Here is a 17798-nt window from a genome sequence, read left to right as displayed (position 1 = left end):
CAGCGCCAGCGCCCGCCGCGTCGCCGCCGTCGACGCCCGCCGGATAACCTCGCCGCCCGCCCGGCCGGTCTGCGAGAACGTGGCACGACCGGCCATACCGGGGCGCTCTCGTACCGCGCCCGGCCCGCGGGTTCCGCCTGCTCCGCCGGCCGGGGCCGGTCAGCGTTGCGCCGGTCCGGGAGTCGGGTCGGGTCGGCCCGTCGGACCGTACAGGCGCTCCCGGGCCTCCTGCGGCAGCGCGCACGCGGCCGTGCCACCGGGCAACCGATGCCGGTTGCGGGCCACCCAGCGATAGGCCGGCCAGGCCGCGGCGCGGACCGGCGGCAGGCGCAGCCCGGCACCGGCGAGTCGCCAGAGCGGCCCGCTGCCGCCGAGCAGCCGCGCGATGGCGTCCGGCCCGGCGGCACGGGAGCCGTCGGCACCCACCCACTGCACCGCTTCCTCGCACTCGGCCTCCGTCAGGCCCAGCGCCGTCAGGTCGGCGAACTGCCACGGGACCACGCGGGCACCGGTGGGGATACGACGCTCGATGAACTGCGCGCACCGGGTGCAGAAGGCGCAGTCGCCGTCGTAGACGAAGGTCGACGTCTCCATGCCTTCCATCCTGCACCCGTGCCCGGCGCTGCGGCAGCCGGTGTCCGGCGCGTCACTTGCGCTTCGTTCGTACGCATGTTCGAATGAGGTCCATGCGCTGGGACACCCTCTCCGCTCCCCCGGACGAGGGGACTCCCGATCGGGCAGCGCCGGCGGCTCCACCCCTGCCGCTGGCGCTGCCCGGCGCGATCACGCGCACCTTCGACACTCCCGGTTTCGCCGGCATGACCTTCTACGAGGTACGCGCCAAGTCGATCATCAATCGGGTTCCCGGCGAGTCCAAGGTGCCGTTCGAGTGGACCGTGAACCCCTACCGGGGCTGCTCCCACGCCTGTCGATACTGCCTCGCCGGCGACACGCCGATCCTGATGGCGGACGGGCGCACCAGACCGATCAGCGAGCTGGAGCCCGGCGACCGGATCTACGGCACCGAACGACGCGGCGCCTACCGGCACTACGTCGTCACCACCGTGCTCGACAAGTGGTCGACGGTGAAGCGGGCCCACCGGGTCACCCTGACCGACGGCACCACGCTGGTGGCCAGTGGCGACCATCGGTTCCTGACCGAGCGCGGCTGGAAGCACGTCACCGGCAGCATGCGGGGTGACGCGCGTCGCCCGCACCTGACCACCCGCAACCGCCTGCTCGGCACCGGCCGCTTCGCGGTCGCGCCGAAGCGGTCCGTCGACTACCACCGGGGCTACCTCCACGCGCTGGTCCGCTACGCCGAGCGCCCCGACCCCCGGCAGCCCCGATACGACGACGCGATCGTCCCCGATCTGCCCGACCACCGGCAATGCCCGCACGGTGACGCCGAAGGCCCCGCTCCGCGCCGCAGCTTCCGGCTGGCCACGGCGGAGGTGGAGGCGGTGGAGCGCGTCGAGCGGTTCCTCGCCGAGGCCGGCGTCGCCGTCGAGCGGGTGGCCAACCGGGCGGCCCGCCGGTCGACGGCGGTCCGCGTGGTGCGGCCGGACAACGCCGGGATCGTCACCGGGCTGGTCCGCCCGCCGGACGAGCCGACCGACGACTGGCGGCTCGGCTTCCTCGCCGGCATGTTCGACGCCGGTGGAAGCTGCCACCGGGGCGTGTTCCGGGTCGGCGTCGCCGACGCCGGAAGCCGACGCCGCATGGCCGCCGCCCTCGACCGGTTCGCCTTCCGATGGGCGCTCGACGATCCGGGCAACCGCAACGGCGCACGACAGTTCCGGCTGACCGGTGGCCTGCCGGAACGGCTGCGCTTCTTCCACCTGACCGACCCGGCCGACACCCGTGAACGCTCGATCGAGGGGATGGCCCTCAAGTGCGCCGCCCGCCTCCGGGTGGCCGCCGTCGAGAACCTCGGCCTCGACCTGCCGCTGTGGGACATCACCACCGGCACCGGCGACTTCATCGCCAACGGCGTGGTCAGCCACAACTGCTTCGCCCGCAACACCCACACCTACCTCGACCTCGACGCCGGGGCCGACTTCGACCGCCGGGTCATCGTCAAGGTCAACGCCGGCGAACTGGTACGCCGCGAGTTGGCCGCCCCGCGCTGGCGCGGCGCGCACGTCGCCATGGGCACCAACGTGGACTGCTATCAACGGGCCGAGGGGCGCTACCGGCTGATGCCGCCGATCATCGAGGCGCTGCGCGACTTCGCCAACCCGTTCTCCATTCTGACCAAGGGCACGCTGCTGCTGCGCGACCTACCGCTGCTGCGACAGGCCGCCGAGGTCACCCGGGTCCGGTTGTCCTACTCGGTGGGTTTCGTCGACGAGGCGCTCTGGCGGCTGGCCGAACCGGGCACACCGAGCCCGCGCCGCCGGTTGGAGGCGGTCCGCCAGCTCACCGACGCCGGCTTCGACGTCGGGGTGCTGATGGCCCCCGTCCTGCCCGGCCTCAGCGACGACGAGGAGTCGATCGACGCCACCATGGCGGCGATCGCCGCCTCCGGCGCCGCCAGCGTGTCGGCGCTGCCGTTGCACCTGCGGCCGGGCGCGCGGGAGTGGTACGCGCGCTGGCTGGCCCGGGAGTTCCCCCACCTGGTCCCCCGTTACCGGCAGCTCTACCAGGCCGGCGCGTACACACCGCAGGCGTACCAGCGGGAGGTGACCGCGCGGGTGCGGATGGCCGCGCGCCGCCACGGGTTGCACCGAGGCGGAAGCGACGACAACCGTGGGCTGCCCGACGTCGCACCGCCGGCCCCGGCCGCCGAGCAGCTCTCCCTGCTGTGACGGTGGCGGCCGGTTAGTCTCGACGGATGCGCTCCGCCCAGCAACTCCTCGCCGACTCCGCCGTCATCGCCGTCGTCGGGGCGTCCCGCGACCCGGGCAAGGCCGCGCACCGCGTGCCGCTCAAGATGCAGCGGCACGGCTGGCGGATCATCCCGGTGAATCCGACCGTGGACGAGCTGTTCGGCGAGAAGGCCTATCCGACGCTGGCCGACATCCCGCACCCGGTCGACCTGGTGAACGTGTTCCGTCCGGCGCGGGACGCGGTCGAGGTGGTCCGGCAGGCGGTGTCGATCGGTGCGCCGGCGGTCTGGCTCCAGCTCGGGATCTTCTCCGCCGAGGCGCGCCGGATCGCCGAGGAGGCCGGCATCGACTACGTCGAGGACCGCTGTCTCATCGTCGAGCGGGCCGCCGCCAACCTTTCCCGCCGCTGAGGCGTCCCGGCAGGACCGACGGCGTCGGCGCCCGCCAGCGGGCCGACGCCGACCGGAGACGCCGCCGGTAGGCGGACGCCAGCCAGGGACGCCCCGGGTAGGCCGACGCCGGCCGGGGGTGCTGCCGGCCGGGGTGCGGGTGACTCCGTCACAGCCGGCAGGCTCGCCGGTCCGGGACGCCGTACCGGCGTCACGCAGAGCGTCGCCGCCGGGCTGACCCGGCGCGGTCGCGGGTCGGCGGCTCGGGGCCGAAGATCAGGTCGAGCTGCGCGTCGAGTGCGGCCAGCGCGGTCTCCGGCGGGTAGTGCCCGCCGAGCACGTAGATGCCGAGCCCTTCCATCACGGCGAGCAGACCCACGGCGGCCCGTTCCGGGTCCACCCGGCCCTCCGTCACGAGCGGTGAGCCGGCGGCGATCCGGTCGGCCACGAACGCCCGCAACGCGGCCGTCTCGTCGTGCAGCGCGGCGGCCACGGCCGGCCGGACCGCGGTGTACGCGAGGAACGCCAGCGCCACCCGGCCGTCCGCCCGCCGTTCCTCGTCCAAGGGCAGCAACGCGGCCAGCATGGCCCGCAGCAGCGCCCGGGGAGCCGGCGTCGCGCCGAGCGCCTCGATCGCCCGGCGTACCCGGGTCTCGTTGCGCTCGCTCACCACGGCGAGGGCGAAGACCATCATCTCGTCCCTCGTGCGGAAGTAGTGCTGCACCATTCCGGCGCTGACCCCCGCCGCGGCGGCGACGTGGCGCAGGCTGACCGCTTCCAGCCCCTGCTCGGCGGCGACCCGCATCAACGCGTCGGCGATCAGCGCTCGACGTTCCCGGTGGTCGACCCGCTTCGGCATGCTCCCATGCTTTCACAATACGACTGCATTGACACGTACGCGGAACGCCTTTACATTGCGAGTGCATTGAAAAGAGGAGGCGGGGATGATACGGCTGGTGCGACGTGTGGTGGCGTACGAATGGGGCATGTGGCGCAGCCTGGCCCGGTGGACGCTGCGCCGGCCCTACCCGGTGGCCCCCGGCGCGGCGACGTTCGCCTACGTCGGCGGCGTGCAGCCGATCCTGCTGGCCTTCCTCGTCATGTCCGCGATCGAGATCCCGATCCTGGACGTGATCCTGCGGCACACCGTCGACTCGCCGACGATCCGGCATGCCGCGATCGGGATCGGCGTCTGGGGTCTGCTGTGGATGTTCGGGCTGCTGGCCAGCCTCCGGATCCACCCGCATGTGGTCGACGACGCCGGCCTGCGGGTGCGCAACGGCGTCTCGCTCGACATCACCGTGCCGTGGGCCGCCGTCGCCGGGCTGACGGTCCGCCGCCGGTCGCTGGCCTCCAGCCGGGCGGTCCGGTACGACGAGGACGACCCCACGGTGTTGAACCTCGGCGTCGGCAGTCAGACGGCGATCGACCTGGCGCTGCGGGAGCCGCTGTCGGTGCCGCTGCCCAGCGGACCGAGCCGGCCGGTGCGGGAGATCCGCTTCTACGCGGACGACCCGGCGGCACTGGTCGACCACGCCCGCCGGCACCTGCCGGCCGAGCGCGGCACCGGGCGTTAAGAAGGGGCCCCGCCTATACCGGAGGCGTTAAGAGGGTCCCCTTCCTTACAGCTTGTACTGAGTGAGGAGGCCGCGGGAGATGATGGTCTTCTGGATCTCCGAGGTGCCCTCGCCGATCAGCAGGAACGGCGCCTCGCGCATCAGGCGCTCGATCTCGTACTCCTTCGAGTAGCCGTAGCCGCCGTGGATGCGGAACGCCTCCTGGACCACCTCGGCGCAGTACTCGGACGCGAGCAGCTTGGCCATGCCGGCCTCGACGTCGTTGCGCTGACCGGCGTCCTTGAGCCGGGCCGCGTTCACCATCAGNGGTGCCGGGCGAGCGGCTGGCCGAACGTCTTGCGCTGCTGGGCGTACGCGACGGCCAGCTCGAACGCGCGGATCGAGATGCCGCAGGCGCGGGCGGCCACGTTGACCCGGCCCACCTCGATGCCGTCCATCATCTGGTAGAAGCCGCGGCCGACCCGCTCCTCGCCGCCGAGCACGGCCGAGGCGGGGACGGTGACGCCGTCGAGCACCATCTCGGTGGTCTCGACGCCCTTGTACCCCATCTTGTCGATCCTGCCGGGGATGGTCAGGCCGGGCGCGGTCTCGCCGAAGCCGGGCTCCTTCTCCAGCAGGAACGTGCTCATGTTGCCGTAGACCGAGTCGGCCCCGGTGTCGGTCTTGACCAGGGTCGCCACCACCGACGAATACGCGCCGTTGGTCAGCCACATCTTCTGCCCGTTCAGCACGTAGGTGTCGCCGTCGCGGACCGCCTTCGACTTGATCGCCGAGACGTCCGAGCCGCACTCGGGTTCGGACATGGAGAACGCGCCGCGCACCTCGCCGGTGGCCATCTTCGGCAGCAGCCGGGCCTTCTGGTCCGCCGAGCCGTGCTGTGAGATCAGGTACGCCACGATGAAGTGCGTGTTGACGATGCCGGAGATCGACATCCAGCCCCGGGACAGCTCCTCGACCACGAGCGCGTAGGTCAGCAGCGACTCGCCGAGGCCGCCGTACTCCTCGTCGATGGTGAGGCCGAACAGCCCCATCTCGCGCATCCCGTCGAGGATGTCGGTGGGGTACTCGTCGGCGTGCTCCAACCGCTGGGCGTGCGGGATGATCTCCTTGTCGGCGAACTCCCGGACCGTCTCCAGGNCTCCGGGGTCGGCGCATTACTGATGGGTAGCTGAACGCTCGGTCAGTATCGGCCCGGGGCCCGGCCACGCCAAGGTGACCAGTCCACACAACCGCTGTGAAAAGGTTCACCGCGCCGGGTAGCGTCCGCAAGAGAGAAGGGCCGTTGACCTGCGGATCGAGGGGGCGAGCGGGTGTGACCGACGAGCAGCCACCCTCGCCGTACGAGCCGCCGGGCCACGGCCAGCCCTACGGGCAACCGCAGTACGGCCAACAGCACCCGCAGTGGGGCCAGCAGCCGCCGTACGCGCCGCAGCCACCGTTCGGCCAGTACGGCCCGCCCGGCGGCGAGGGGCCGCGACCGGGCGGCACGAACGTCCTCGCCATCCTGTCGCTGATCTTCGCGTTCGTCTTCGCGCCCGCCGGCATCGTCTGCGGCCACCTGGCCAAGCGGCAGATCCGGCGGACCGGCGAGGAGGGCGACCAGCTCGCCACCTGGGGTCTGATCCTCAGCTACGTCTTCACCGCGCTCGGCCTGGTGGTCTGCTGCGGCTGGATCGGCCTGGCCTTCTGGGCCAACGCCGACAACAACGGCCGGTGACGCGTCAGCGGAACTGCGCCTCCCGCACGCTGTTGCCGCCGTCGACCACGAGCATCTGCCCGGTGATGTACGACGCGGCCGGCGAGCAGAGGAACGCGATCGCGGCCGCCACCTCGTCCGGCAGGCCGGGCCGACCCACCGGCGTGCCGAGCCCCTGCTTGATCTCGGCCATGGTGGACGCCGCGGTGTGGATGATGCCGGGCGCCACCGCGTTGACGGTCACCCCGTCGGCGATCATCTCCATCGCCAGCGCCCGGGTCAGCCCGACCACACCGGCCTTCGCCGCCGCGTAGGCGGCCTCGGTGGGCAGCGCGTTCACCGGCCCGGCGGTGGCCGCCAGGTTGACGATCCGCCCCCAACCGCGCTCGGCCATCCCGTTGATGAACGCGCGGCTGCACAGGAACGCGGTGGTCAGGTTGCGGTCGATCTCGCCGCGCCACTCGTCGTAGGTGAGCTGGGCCACCGGGCGCAGCACCTCCGGGCTGGCCCGGCTGGCCAGGCCCGCGTTGTTGACCAGCACCTCGACGTCGCCGAGCTGCTCGGCCACCGCGTCGGCGAGCGCGCCCACCTCGGACTCGTCGGTGAGGTCGGCGACGAATCCGGTGACCCCCAGCTCACCGGCCCGGTCGTGGATCCGCCGGGTGGTCGACACGATCGCCACCCGCGCGCCCAGGTCGGCCAGTCGGCGCGCGGTCGCGTACCCGATGCCGTCCGCGCTGCCCGCGCCGGTGACCAGCGCGACCCGGCCGTCCAGTCGCATGGTGGCCGGATCCGGAAGCGGGTCGGACCGTTCCTGGTCGGCGGCGCCCGCCGGCTCGCCGGCGCGCGGGCGGCGCACCGACCCCGGCCGGCTCATGTCCCGTCGCGACCGACCCCCACGCGCGTCAAGTGCCATGCCGAGGATCCTGCCCGCTGTGGACCTTCCGGGCAATGCGGCACCCGGAAAGAGGGTCCTCCGGGTTGCCCGCCGCTGGCTACCCTGACCGGACCACGTACCTGGAGATGATGAGATGAGCTATCCCCCACCGCCCGGTGGTTGGCACGACCCCTCGGCGGCCGGACCGCAGTCGGGCCCTCCGGCCGACTACATCCCGGCCCAGCCCACCTCGGCGGACCCGTACTCGCCCGCCGACCCGTACGCCGGCATGAAGTCCGGCGACCCGTACGCGCCGGCCGGCTACCCGGCGGGCGCCTATCCGCAGCCGGGCGCGTACCCGCACCCGGCTGGCCACCCCGGATACGGGTACCCGGTCGCACCACGGCAGAACGGCCTGGCCATCGCCGCGATGGTCGTCTCGATCGTCGGCGCGCTCGGCCTGTGTGGTTACGGCCTGGGTGGCTACATCGGCGTGGTGGGCGCGATCCTCGGTCACGTCTCCCGCAAGCAGATCAGGGAGCGCGGCGAGGGCGGCGAGGGCTTCGCCACCGCGGGCATCATCGTCGGCTGGATCTCCACCGTGCTGGCCGTGCTGGCCACCATCGCCATCGTGGTCTTCTTTGTCTGGGTGGCCAACCAGGACCCGTCCGACTACGACAGCGGGACCTACTGACCTAGGCCGCCCCGGGTGCGAACTCGGGGCGGCCCGGGCCGGTCACGCCGAGGGCGGGGTGAACGAGGAGGTACGCGCCAGCCCGGCGGCCCGGCCCTTCGCCGCGACCACGAGCGCCATCTTGCGGGACGCCTCGTCGATCATCTCGTCGCCGAGCATCACCGCGCCGAGCTTCCCGCCCGCCTCCGAGGTGTAGTGCTCGTAGGCGTCGAGGATCAGCTCGGCGTGGTCGTAGTCGGCCTGCGCCGGCGAGTAGACCTCGTTGGCCGCGTCGATCTGCCCGGGGTGCAGCACCCACTTGCCGTCGAAACCCAGCGCCGCCGAGCGCTTGGCCACCTCGCGGAACGCGTCGACGTCCCGGATTTGCAGGAACGGGCCGTCGATGGCCTGCAGGTCGTGCATCCGGGCGGCCATCAGGATGCGCATCAGGATGTAGTGGTAGGGATCACCCGGGTAGTCCGGGATCAGCGCGCCGACCACCAGCGACTTCATGTTGATCGAGGCCATGAAGTCCGCCGGGCCGAAGATGATCGTCTCGACGCGGGGCGAGGCGGCCGCGATCGCGTCCACGTTGACCAGGCCGGCGGCGTTCTCGATCTGCGCCTCGATGCCGATCCGGCCCACCGGGAGGCCGAGCGTCTTCTCGATCTGGGTGAGCAGCAGGTCCAGCCAGTGCACCTGCTCGGCGTTCTGCACCTTCGGTAGCATCAGGCAGTCCAGGTTCGCCCCGGCGCCCTCGACCACCTCGATGACGTCCCGGTAGGTCCAGGGCGTGGTCAGGTCGTTCACCCGGACCACCCGGGTCCTGCCGGCCCAGTCGCCCTCGTTGAGCGCGGCCACGATGTTCTTGCGCGCGTCCGGCTTGGCCAGCGGCGCGACCGCGTCCTCCAGGTCCAGGAACACCTGGTCGGCGGGGAGGCCCTGGGCCTTGCCCAGCATCTTGACGCTGGAACCGGGTACCGCGAGGCAGGACCGGCGGGGGCGACCGACAGCGGCCATGGATGCGCTCCTTCCGGCGTCCGGCGCAGGCGCCGACGCGGCGGTGGACGTGGAGAACTGAACGATCCCAAAGGTCGTGGTGACGCCACGGTAACCTCGTGCCGTGACCGGGGTGAATGGACCTGTGGAAGATCTCACTGGGCGTCGGATCGTGGTGCTGACCGGCGCCAGCTCGGGCATCGGGCTGGCCGCCGCCGTCGCGCTGGCGCGACGCGGCGACCAGGTGGTGCTGGTCGGCCGTGACCCCGCGCGGCTGCGCGCCGCCGGGGAACGGGTCCGGGAGAGCTGCGGCGAGCAGCCGGAGCTGTTCCGCGCCGACTTCGCCGTGCTCGACGACGTACGCGGGCTCGCCGAGCGGCTGCGGGCCGGCTACGACCGGATCGACGTGCTGGCCAACAACGCGGGCGCGATCGTGCTCGAACCGGTCACCACGGTCGACGGCTTCGAGCTGAGCATGCAGGCCAACCACCTCGCCCCGTTCCTGCTCAGCAACCTGCTGGCCGACCGGGTCGGGCGGATGGTGGTGACCGGCTCCGACGCGCACCGCAGCGGCGTGCTCGACCCGGACGACCTCAACGCCGCGCTGCGCCACTACCGGCCGTTCCGGGCGTACGGCACCAGCAAGCAGGCGAACATCCTGTTCACCGCCGAGGCGGCCCGGCGCTGGCCGGAGGTGCCGTCGTACGCGTTCCACCCCGGCGTGGTGAGCACCCGGTTCGGCAACGAGAGCCGGATCGTGGCGCTCGGCATGCGGCTGCTGCCGTTCCGCACCCCGGAGAAGGGCGCGGAGACGCTGGTCTGGTTGGCGTGTCAGGACCCGTCCCGGCTGACCGACGGCGGTTACTACGCCGACCGCAAGCCGCACCGGCCGCGCCCCAAGGCGGCCGACCCGGCGCTCGCCGCCCGGCTCTGGACGGCCAGCGCGAAGGCCGTCGGCCTCGACGCCTGACGGCGTCACCGCGGCACGTGCACCGGGACGCTGGTGACCACCACCCCGGGCAGGGCCCGCAGCGCGGCCCGCAGTCGCTGCTCGGCGCGGCTGTGCAGCAGCCGGTGCCGACGCCGACGCAGCACCACCTCCGGCACGATCACGGTGAGCGTCAGCTCCGGGCCGGCCGCGTGCAGCGCCTCCAGGTAGTGCGCGAGCGGCCCGATCACCGACCGGTACGGCGACACGATCGTCTCCAGCCGCAGGTGGTCGCCCCAGGCCCGCCACTGGTCCCGGAACCGGTCCGCCTCCGCCTCCTCCGGCGCGATGTGCACGGCCAGCGTCGGCCGGCCCAGTGAGGCCGCGTACGCCAGGGCCCGCAGCGAGGCCCGGTTCAGCCGGGCCACCGGCACGATCACCAGGTGGCGTACCTGCTGGGGCAGTTCCTCGCCCTCGGCGGACCCGGCCGGGCCGGCGGGCGGCGGCGGGTGCGGCGCGAGCGCCCGGTGCAGCGTGGCGTAGTGCCGGTGGATTCGCCGGAACAGCAGCACCAGCAGCGGCACCGCGACCACCACCACCCAGGCGCCCTCGGTGAACTTGGCGACCGCGGCGGTCAGCAGCACCAGGCCGGAGAGCGTCGCGCCGACCGCGTTGACCACGAGCCGGCGGCGTCGCCCCCGCCCCGGCCGACGCCGCCAGTGCACCACCATCCCGGCCTGCGACAGCGTGAAGGCCAGAAAGACGCCGACCGCGTAGAGCGGGATCAGCCGCGCGGTGCGCCCGCCGAACGCGACGAAGACGGCCACCGCGCCGAGCGCGAGCGCGACCAGGCCGTTGCTGAACGCCAGCCGGTCGCCCATGTGCAGGAAGCGGCGCGGGGCGTAGGAGTCGCGGGCCATGAAGAAGAGCAGCCGGGGGAAGTCGTTGAACGCGGTGTTCGCCGCCAGCAGCAGGATCAACGCGGTGGTGGCCTGGAGGATCGCGTACCCGACGGCGGGGAAGGTGGCGCGACCGAGCTGGGACAGCAGCGTCTCGTCGGCCCGGGGCACCAGGCCGTCGAGGTGGATCAGCCCGATCAGGCCGGCGAAGAGCGTGACCAGCATGGCGACCATCCAGCCCAGCGTGGTGCGGGCGTTGCGCCACTCGGTCGGGCGAAACGCCGGCACCGCGTTGGACACCGCCTCGATGCCGGTCATCGACACCGCGCCGGAGGAAAACGCGCGCAGCACCAGCAGCAGACCCAGACCCTCCGTGGCCGGCACCGCCGGTGGCGGCACCGGCGCGAAACCCCGCGCCGCGGCCTTCGCCCAACCGACCGCCAGCAGCGCCACGAGCACCACCACGAAGGCGTACGTGGGCAGCACGAAGATGTTGCCGGCGGTGCGCACGCCGCGCAGGTTGCCGGCGAGCAGCGCGGCGATCACCAGCACGCCGATCGGCAGCGTCCACCGGGTGACCCCGGGCAGCGCCGAGGTGACCGCGTGCACGCCGGCGGCCACCGACACCGACACGGTCAGCACGTAGTCGAGCATCAGCCCGGCGGCGGCGGCCAGTCCCGCCGTACGTCCGAGGTTGTCCCCGGCGACCAGGTACGACCCGGCGCCGTGCGGATAGGCCGGGATGGTCTGCCGGTAGGAGAGCCCGACCGCGACCATCAGCACCACCAGCACGGCGGCCAGCGGCAGGGCCAGCCCGAGCGCGGCGCTGCCGGCCAGCACCAGTACGGCGAGCATCGCCTCCGGCCCGTACGCGACGGAGCTGAGCAGGTCCGAGGAGAGCACCGGCAGCGCGACCAGCTTGCGCATCCGCTCGTAGAGCACGGAACTGCTGGCCAGCGGCGGACCGACCAGGGTACGGCGCAGCCGGGCGACCGCCCGGCCGGGCCGGCTGCCGGGCAGGTGCGCCGCCCCGGTCGCGACCAGTTCGTCCGGCTGCGCCACGGTGAACATGTCGATCGGGGCCAGTCGGCCGAACCGGGTCGGCCGGGGGTGGTGGTCGCGCCGCCCCAGCGTCGGGTCGACGGGCAGGTCGCCGGCACTGCGGGGGTTGTGCCAGCGGGCGCCGATCCGGCCCAGCGCGGCCCGGTCCCCGGCGTCGAGCGGCGGGAACTCGGCCGAGGGCGTGACGACGGTGCCCCGCTCCGCCGCGTCGTCGCCGTCCGCCCCCACTCCCGCACTGTCGTGCAAACCGGCCGGTCCGGTGGCCGGAACGGCCGGACTTCCTCCCGACCGGCATCAACCGGCGGACCCGGACCGCGCATGATCGCAGACGTGCCCACCGCTCCGCACCGCCCGCCGCCCGACGCGCCGACCCTCGGCGCGCTCGCCCTGGCCGTCGCCGCCGTCTCGTCGTCCGCACCGCTGGTGGCGTTCGCCGCCGCCCCGGCCCTGGCCATCGCCTTCTGGCGCAACCTGCTGTCGGTGGCGGTGCTCGGTCCGGTCGCGCTGACCCGGCGCCGGGCCGAACTGCGGGCGCTGGCCGTCGGCCCGGCCCGCCGGCAGGGGCTGTACTGCGTACTCTCCGGGGTGGCGCTGGCCGCCCACTTCGCCACCTGGATGCCGAGCGCGAAGCTCACCTCGGTCGCGGCGGCGACCGCGCTCGGTGCGACGCAGCCGGTGTGGCAGGGGTTGATCGCCCGCTGGCAGGGACGGCGGCTGCCGCCGGCGGTCTGGGCCGGCATCGGCGTGGCCGTGCTCGGCGCGGTGCTCGCCACCGGCGCCGACTTCGCCGTCTCCGGCCGCGCGTTCGGCGGCGACCTGCTGGCCGTGGTCGGCGGCATGTTCGCGGCCGTCTACACCGCCTTCGGCGAGCGCGCCCGGGCCAGCGTCAGCACCACCGGCTACACCACCGTCTGCTACGGCGTCTGCGCGGTGATCCTGCTGGTGGTCTGCCTGCTCGGTGGCGTGCGGCTGCATGGCTGGGACGGCGGGACCTGGCTGGCCGTCCTCGGCCTGGTGGTCGGCGCCCAACTGCTCGGCCACTCGATGTTCAACTACGCCCTGCACCGGGTCTCCGCGACCACGGTCAGCGTGCTGATCCTGCTAGAGGCACCGGGCGCGGCGCTGATCGGCTGGGTCTGGTTGGGCCAGCTCCCCCGGCCGCTCGCCCTGCCCGGGCTGGCGCTGCTGCTCGCCGGCGTCGCCGTGGTGGTGCTCGGCGGGGCGCGGGCCGGTCGCCGGGCCCAGCCGGCTGCGGTGCCCGCCGACGCCGCACCGACCTCCGACTGACCGCCGTGCCGCTGTGCACCCGACCCCGCGGCGGTCAGCGGCGGCGGACCCGGTGCAGGCGGAACGGCTTGCGCACGGTCCGGACCACCGGGGCCGGGCGGGGCTGCTCGGCCAGCGGACCGGTCGGCAGGTCCGCGCCGGTCACCGCCGTGCCCGTCGGCGCGAGCCGGCTGAGCGTGCAACCCTCGGCCGCCCACCGTGCCACCAGGTCGGTGGCGGACCCGGACGCGTTGAGTCGCTTCGCGGCGACCAGCGGCGCGGCGGCGTCCCACTCCTGCGTGCCCGGCCGCAGCCGGGTCACCCGCGCCGGCCAGGTGACGATCCGACCGCCGTGGTCACCGCGCAGCGTCACCTCGGCCGCGTCGGCGTCGGCCAGACCGGGCGCCGACTGCTCGCCGGGGCCGGTCACCACCAGCAACGCGCCGTCCAGCGGCAGGCACCACAGCGCGTACGCCGGGCCGCCGCCACTGCTCACCCAGCAGACCGCGGCCTTCTTCACCGCCTCGTCCACCAGCGGCGGCGTCGTCCGCTCGTCCACCTCGTCGCTCACCCCGTCATCCTCCCGCACTCTCCGAGCGGTGTCCGGCCCGACCACCGGCCGGGCCCGTCCGACAGCCCGGCAGCCCGCCCAGCCGGCCCGGACGACGGCTCAGCCGGCCCGGACGACGGCTCAGCCGACGAAGGGCGGGACGGCGATCTCGCCACGCGCCACCGGCACCACCTGACCGGACACGGTCGCGCCCACCGCCGTTCCACCGGCCGAGGTCACGGTGCAGGCCAGGGAGGACGGCCGGTCGATCTCGACGCCCTGGCGCACGCCGTACGCCGAGCGCCCCTCGCCGGGCAGCAGGCCACTGGCGACCAGCCAGACGCCCAGGCCCAGCGCGGCCGAGCCGGTGGCCGGATCCTCCGGGACGCCGAGACCGGGCACGAAGACCCGGGCGTGGGCGGTTTGCGACTCCGGATCCCAGGAGAAGAGGCTGACGTGCTCGATGCCGTACCGCTCCGCCGCCACCGCGTCCAACCGGGCCCGGGCGACCGCGTCGGGGCGTACCGGAAGGTAGGGGAACTCCAGGCCGCACCCGGCGACCCGGGGCGGCGGGCCGGCGTGGTCGGCCGCGGTGAGGCCGACCATCTCCAGCAGCGGCTCCGGGTCGAGTTCCGGGCCGAGGGTCGGCGTGCCCCCGGTGAGCGTCGCGCCGGTCGCGGTCACCTCGATCGGCAGCACGCCGGCCCCGCACTCCTGAGTGACCCGGCCCACACCGAAGACACNTCGGCGGCGGGCGTGAAGATCCGGGCCCGGTACGTCGCCCCGGCCTGCGTGGGTGCCAGGACGAAGACGGTCTCCGACAGGTTGAACTCCCGCGCGAGCGCCTGCATCTGCTCGGTGGCCAGCCCTTCCGCGCCGAACACCACGGCCAACGGGTTGCCGGCGAAGGGGCGGTCGGTGAAGACGTCCACGATCTCGTAGCCCAAGGTCGACATGTTGTTAGAGAGTAGGCCCTTAGGCTGGTGCCCGTGAGCACGCCGAACCGGGTCTACATCGCTCGACTCGCCGGAGTCGCCGTCTTCGACCCGAACGGCGACCAGGTCGGCCGGGTCCGGGACGCGGTCGCCCGGATGCGTCCGACCCAGCGACCGCCGGAGGTGGTGGGGCTGGTCGCCGAGATGCCGATGCGCCGGCGCATCTTCCTCTCCCTCAACCGGATCACCTCCATCGAACCGGACGCCGTCGTGCTCGGCAGCGGCACCCTCAACCTGCGCCGCTTCGAGAAACGCCCGAACGAGCTGCTGGTCCTCCAGGAGCTGCTCGACCGCCGGGTCCAGCTCGACACCGGGCCGGCCGGTTCGGTGGTCGACGTGGCGATGGAGTGCAGCCGGGGCGGCGAGTGGGCGCTGACCCGGGTCGCCGTGCGCGAGCAGACCGGCCGGCTCACCCGCCGCGGGCACCTGCACCAGGTCGACTGGGACCGGGTCCGCGGCCTGGGCGTCGTCGGCGACAACCGGGGTACGGCCAACCTGCTCGCCGTGCTGGAGGACATGCGCCCGGCCGACCTGGCCAACGCCCTCCAGGACCTGCCCGACGCCCGGCGCAACGAGGTGGCCGCCGCGCTGGACGACGAGCGCCTGGCCGACGTGCTCAGCGAGTTGCCCGAGCACGACCAGGTGGAGATCCTGGCCGCGTTGGACCGGGAGCGAGCCGCCGACGTGCTGGAGGAGATGGACCCGGACGACGCCGCCGACCTGCTCAACGAGCTGCCCCCGCCGGAGCAGGACGTGCTGCTCGACCTGATGGAGCCGGACGAGGCCGACCCGGTACGGCAGTTGCTGCGCTACACCGCCGGCACCGCCGGCAGCGTGATGACCTCCGAGCCGGTGATCCTGCCGCCGGACGCCACGGTGGCCGAGGCGCTGGCCCGGATCCGGGAGCCGCAGCTTCCGCCCGCCGTGGCCGCGCAGGTCTTCGTGTCCCGCGCCCCGTTGACCACGCCGACCGGCCGCTACCTGGGCATGGTGCACTTCCAGCGCCTGCTCCGCGAACCCCCGGCCGACCTGCTCGGCGGGATCGTGATCAACGACATAGACCCGCTGCGGACATCCACCCCGCTGCCGGAGATCACCCGCCGGATGGCCACCTACGACATGGTCGGCATGCCGGTGGTGGACCGGAACAACCGGCTGGTCGGCGCCGTGACCGTGGACGACGTGCTGGACCACTCCCTGCCGCGCGACTGGCGGGACCGGGACGCGGCACCCACCCCGTCCGCCACCGACGACGGGACCCTGGACCATGGCTGAGCAGCGACGCGGCGAGCGGCTGGACCAGCCACGCGCCCCCCGGGGGCTGCATCTGCCCCGGATCGACTCGGACTCCTTCGGCCGGTGGGCCGAGGGCATCGCCCGGGGCATGGGTACGGCGAACTTCCTCGTCTACATGACCCTGATCCTGGCCGCCTGGTTCCTGTGGAACACGCTCGCGCCGGCGAACCTGCGCTTCGACCCGTACACCTTCACGTTCCTGACGCTGGTGCTCTCCCTCCAGGCTTCCTACGCGGCCCCGCTGATCCTGCTCGCGCAGAACCGGCAGGCGGACCGGGACCGGGTCTCGCTCGACGAGGACCGGCGGCGGGCCACCATGCAGAAGGCCGACACGGAATACCTCGCCCGGGAGATCGCGGCGCTGCGGATCGCGATGGGGGACGTGGCGACCCGGGACTTCCTCCGCTCCGAGCTGGCCCGGCTGGCCGAGGAGTTGGACGATTCGGCCGAACGGCGGCGCAGGCTGAAGCGGCGGCACCAGGAACGGGAGGCGCGGCGGGCGGCCGACGGCGACGCGCTGGACGAGCCGCGTGACGAACTGGACGGTGACTTCGCCCACGACGGCCGCCACGAGGGCTGAACCGCCCCGATCCGGGCATGACCATCGACGTAGCATTGCGGACATGTCAGCACCCGTCAGCACCGTCTCCGACGCGATCCAGGCCGCCCTGGCCACCGTCAACGACCCGGAGATCCGTCGGCCGATCACCGAACTCGGCATGGTCCGCTCGGCCGAGCGGGACGACGACGGCATGGTCCGGGTGGAGTTGCTGCTCACCGTGGCCGGCTGCCCGCTGAAGGACAAGCTGCGTGCCGACATCACCGCCGCCGTCGGCGCGGTGCCCGGCGTGCGCGGCGTCNGGCGGCGGCACCGCCGAGCCGGTGATCCCGTTCGCCCAGCCCGGCTCACGCACCCGGGTCTACGCGGTCGCCAGCGGCAAGGGTGGCGTCGGCAAGTCCAGCGTCACGGTCAACCTGGCCGCCGCGCTGGCCGCCCGCGGCCTCTCGGTCGGCGTGGTGGACGCCGACATCTACGGCCACTCGGTGCCCCGGATGCTCGGCGCGGACGGCGCCCCCACCCGGGTCGAAGACATGATCATGCCGCCGCAGTCGCACGGCGTGAAGGTCATCTCGATCGGCATGTTCACCCCCGGCAACGCGGCTGTCGTCTGGCGCGGCCCGATGCTGCACCGGGCGCTCCAGCAGTTCCTCGCCGACGTCTACTGGGGCGACCTGGACGTGCTCCTGCTCGACCTGCCCCCGGGCACCGGCGACATCGCCATCTCGGTGGCCCAGCTCCTGCCGAACGCGGAGATCCTGGTCGTCACCACCCCGCAGGCGGCCGCCGCCGAGGTGGCCGAGCGGGCCGGCGCGATCGCGTTGCAGACCCACCAGCGGGTGGTCGGCGTGATCGAGAACATGTCCTGGCTGGAGTTGCCGGACGGCTCCCGGATGGAGATCTTCGGGGCCGGTGGCGGCGCGGCGGTCGCCGAGTCGTTGACCCGCACGATCGGCGCGCAGGTGCCGGTGCTGGGGCAGATCCCGATGGACACCCGGGTCCGCGAGGGCGGCGACGCCGGCGAGCCGATCGTGCTGGCCCAGCCGGACGCGCCCGCCGCGAAGGCCCTGTTCCAGGTGGCCGACCGCCTGGCCGTACGCCGAGAGTCCCTGCTGGGCAAACCCTTGGGCCTGAAGNNNCCCGTTGATCATGAAGTTGGCGGTCGCCGGGTCGGCGTGTCGTGCCGTCAACTTCATGATCA

At 73.4% G+C, this 17798-nt stretch carries 15 protein-coding genes and 3 pseudogenes; 10 read left to right on the top strand and 8 right to left on the bottom strand.

The genetic code is table 11. The features are described from left to right. Positions 1-159: 159 nt before the first annotated feature. Positions 160-594, bottom strand: coding sequence for a thiol-disulfide oxidoreductase DCC family protein (locus tag B1205_RS16905; RefSeq protein ID WP_089156507.1), 435 nt, complete (start codon positions 592-594; stop codon positions 160-162). An 83-nt stretch (positions 595-677) separates the two neighbouring features. Between B1205_RS16905 and B1205_RS16900 the strand changes: the two genes are divergently transcribed. Further along, a complete protein-coding gene (locus tag B1205_RS16900) occupies positions 678-2810 on the top strand; it encodes an intein-containing Rv2578c family radical SAM protein (protein WP_441338509.1) in 2133 nt (710 codons plus the stop codon). A gap of 26 nt (positions 2811-2836) precedes the next feature. Next, a complete protein-coding gene (locus tag B1205_RS16895) occupies positions 2837-3241 on the top strand; it encodes a CoA-binding protein (protein ID WP_089156505.1) in 405 nt (134 codons plus the stop codon). Positions 3242-3431: 190 nt separating this feature from the next. Here B1205_RS16895 and B1205_RS16890 read toward each other — a convergent pair whose 3' ends face one another. After that, the gene (locus B1205_RS16890) at positions 3432-4079 is read right to left on the bottom strand and encodes a TetR/AcrR family transcriptional regulator (RefSeq protein ID WP_089156504.1); all 648 of its coding nucleotides are present in this window, start codon (positions 4077-4079) and stop codon (positions 3432-3434) included. A gap of 97 nt (positions 4080-4176) precedes the next feature. Here B1205_RS16890 and B1205_RS16885 point away from each other — a divergent pair, with 97 nt between their 5' ends. Then, the gene (locus tag B1205_RS16885) at positions 4177-4797 is read left to right on the top strand and encodes a PH domain-containing protein (RefSeq protein ID WP_254910010.1); all 621 of its coding nucleotides are present in this window, start codon (positions 4177-4179) and stop codon (positions 4795-4797) included. 45 nt (positions 4798-4842) lie between these two features. Here B1205_RS16885 and B1205_RS16880 read toward each other — a convergent pair. After that, positions 4843-5933: pseudogene (locus tag B1205_RS16880) on the bottom strand (acyl-CoA dehydrogenase family protein). A gap of 176 nt (positions 5934-6109) precedes the next feature. Here B1205_RS16880 and B1205_RS16875 point away from each other — a divergent pair. Beyond that, positions 6110-6514 carry a DUF4190 domain-containing protein gene (locus tag B1205_RS16875; RefSeq protein WP_089156502.1) on the top strand — a complete coding sequence of 135 codons (405 nt, stop codon included), beginning with the start codon at positions 6110-6112 and terminating at the stop codon, positions 6512-6514. 4 nt (positions 6515-6518) lie between these two features. Here B1205_RS16875 and B1205_RS16870 read toward each other — a convergent pair whose 3' ends face one another. Further along, a complete protein-coding gene (locus B1205_RS16870; RefSeq protein ID WP_089156501.1) occupies positions 6519-7409 on the bottom strand; it encodes an SDR family NAD(P)-dependent oxidoreductase in 891 nt (296 codons plus the stop codon). Positions 7410-7524: 115 nt separating this feature from the next. Here B1205_RS16870 and B1205_RS16865 point away from each other — a divergent pair, with 115 nt between their 5' ends. Further along, positions 7525-8064 (top strand): DUF4190 domain-containing protein, encoded by a 540-nt coding sequence (locus B1205_RS16865; RefSeq protein ID WP_089156500.1) that lies wholly within the window; start codon positions 7525-7527, stop codon positions 8062-8064. Between the two features lie 42 nt (positions 8065-8106). Here B1205_RS16865 and B1205_RS16860 read toward each other — a convergent pair whose 3' ends face one another. Then, on the bottom strand, positions 8107-9063 hold the full coding sequence (locus tag B1205_RS16860; RefSeq protein ID WP_089156499.1) for an HpcH/HpaI aldolase/citrate lyase family protein: 957 nt from the start codon (positions 9061-9063) through the stop codon (positions 8107-8109). A 124-nt stretch (positions 9064-9187) separates the two neighbouring features. Between B1205_RS16860 and B1205_RS16855 the strand changes: the two genes are divergently transcribed. Beyond that, entirely contained in the window at positions 9188-10012 is an 825-nt protein-coding gene (locus B1205_RS16855) for an SDR family NAD(P)-dependent oxidoreductase (RefSeq protein WP_176308658.1), read from the top strand. 5 nt (positions 10013-10017) lie between these two features. Here the strand turns inward: B1205_RS16855 and B1205_RS16850 are convergent, their stop codons facing one another. Continuing rightward, positions 10018-12159 carry an APC family permease gene (locus B1205_RS16850; RefSeq protein WP_089156497.1) on the bottom strand — a complete coding sequence of 714 codons (2142 nt, stop codon included), beginning with the start codon at positions 12157-12159 and terminating at the stop codon, positions 10018-10020. A gap of 102 nt (positions 12160-12261) precedes the next feature. On the opposite strand from B1205_RS16850, the gene B1205_RS16845 reads away from it, so the two are divergent. Then, entirely contained in the window at positions 12262-13218 is a 957-nt protein-coding gene (locus tag B1205_RS16845; RefSeq protein WP_089157050.1) for a DMT family transporter, read from the top strand. A 34-nt stretch (positions 13219-13252) separates the two neighbouring features. Here B1205_RS16845 and B1205_RS16840 read toward each other — a convergent pair whose 3' ends face one another. Both B1205_RS16840 and B1205_RS16835 read right to left on the bottom strand, forming a co-directional pair. Further along, positions 13253-13768 carry a hypothetical protein gene (locus B1205_RS16840; protein ID WP_089156496.1) on the bottom strand — a complete coding sequence of 172 codons (516 nt, stop codon included), beginning with the start codon at positions 13766-13768 and terminating at the stop codon, positions 13253-13255. A 120-nt stretch (positions 13769-13888) separates the two neighbouring features. Beyond that, positions 13889-14703: pseudogene (locus B1205_RS16835) on the bottom strand (PhzF family phenazine biosynthesis protein). Positions 14704-14736: 33 nt separating this feature from the next. Between B1205_RS16835 and B1205_RS16830 the strand changes: the two are divergent. From B1205_RS16830 to B1205_RS16820, 3 genes and pseudogenes are all read left to right on the top strand, one after another. After that, positions 14737-16017, top strand: a complete 1281-nt coding sequence (locus B1205_RS16830; protein WP_089156495.1) for a magnesium transporter MgtE N-terminal domain-containing protein — start codon at positions 14737-14739, stop codon at positions 16015-16017. Then, positions 16010-16618, top strand: coding sequence for a DUF1003 domain-containing protein (locus tag B1205_RS16825; RefSeq protein ID WP_089156494.1), 609 nt, complete (start codon positions 16010-16012; stop codon positions 16616-16618). The genes B1205_RS16830 and B1205_RS16825 overlap by 8 nt, the downstream gene beginning before the upstream one ends. A 43-nt stretch (positions 16619-16661) precedes the next feature. Then, positions 16662-17733: pseudogene (locus B1205_RS16820) on the top strand (P-loop NTPase); the annotation flags it as partial. Positions 17734-17798 lie beyond the last annotated feature (65 nt).

Source organism: Micromonospora sp. NBS 11-29, assembly GCF_002140155.1.
Classification (GTDB): Bacteria; Actinomycetota; Actinomycetes; order Mycobacteriales; family Micromonosporaceae; genus Micromonospora.
Note: the sequence above shows the minus strand (reverse complement) of the source record. Positions and strands in the feature narration are given on the sequence as shown.

Excerpts from the sequence above, each read along its gene's own strand:
- B1205_RS16905 (WP_089156507.1), bottom strand. The coding sequence starts at position 594 with ATGGAGACGTCGACCTTCGTCTACGACGGCGACTGCGCCTTCTGCACC.
- B1205_RS16900 (WP_441338509.1), top strand. The coding sequence starts at position 678 with ATGAGGTCCATGCGCTGGGACACCCTCTCCGCTCCCCCGGACGAGGGG.
- B1205_RS16895 (WP_089156505.1), top strand. The coding sequence starts at position 2,837 with ATGCGCTCCGCCCAGCAACTCCTCGCCGACTCCGCCGTCATCGCCGTC.
- B1205_RS16890 (WP_089156504.1), bottom strand. The coding sequence starts at position 4,079 with ATGCCGAAGCGGGTCGACCACCGGGAACGTCGAGCGCTGATCGCCGAC.
- B1205_RS16870 (WP_089156501.1), bottom strand. The coding sequence starts at position 7,409 with ATGGCACTTGACGCGCGTGGGGGTCGGTCGCGACGGGACATGAGCCGG.
- B1205_RS16865 (WP_089156500.1), top strand. The coding sequence starts at position 7,525 with ATGAGCTATCCCCCACCGCCCGGTGGTTGGCACGACCCCTCGGCGGCC.
- B1205_RS16860 (WP_089156499.1), bottom strand. The coding sequence starts at position 9,063 with ATGGCCGCTGTCGGTCGCCCCCGCCGGTCCTGCCTCGCGGTACCCGGT.
- B1205_RS16825 (WP_089156494.1), top strand. The coding sequence starts at position 16,010 with ATGGCTGAGCAGCGACGCGGCGAGCGGCTGGACCAGCCACGCGCCCCC.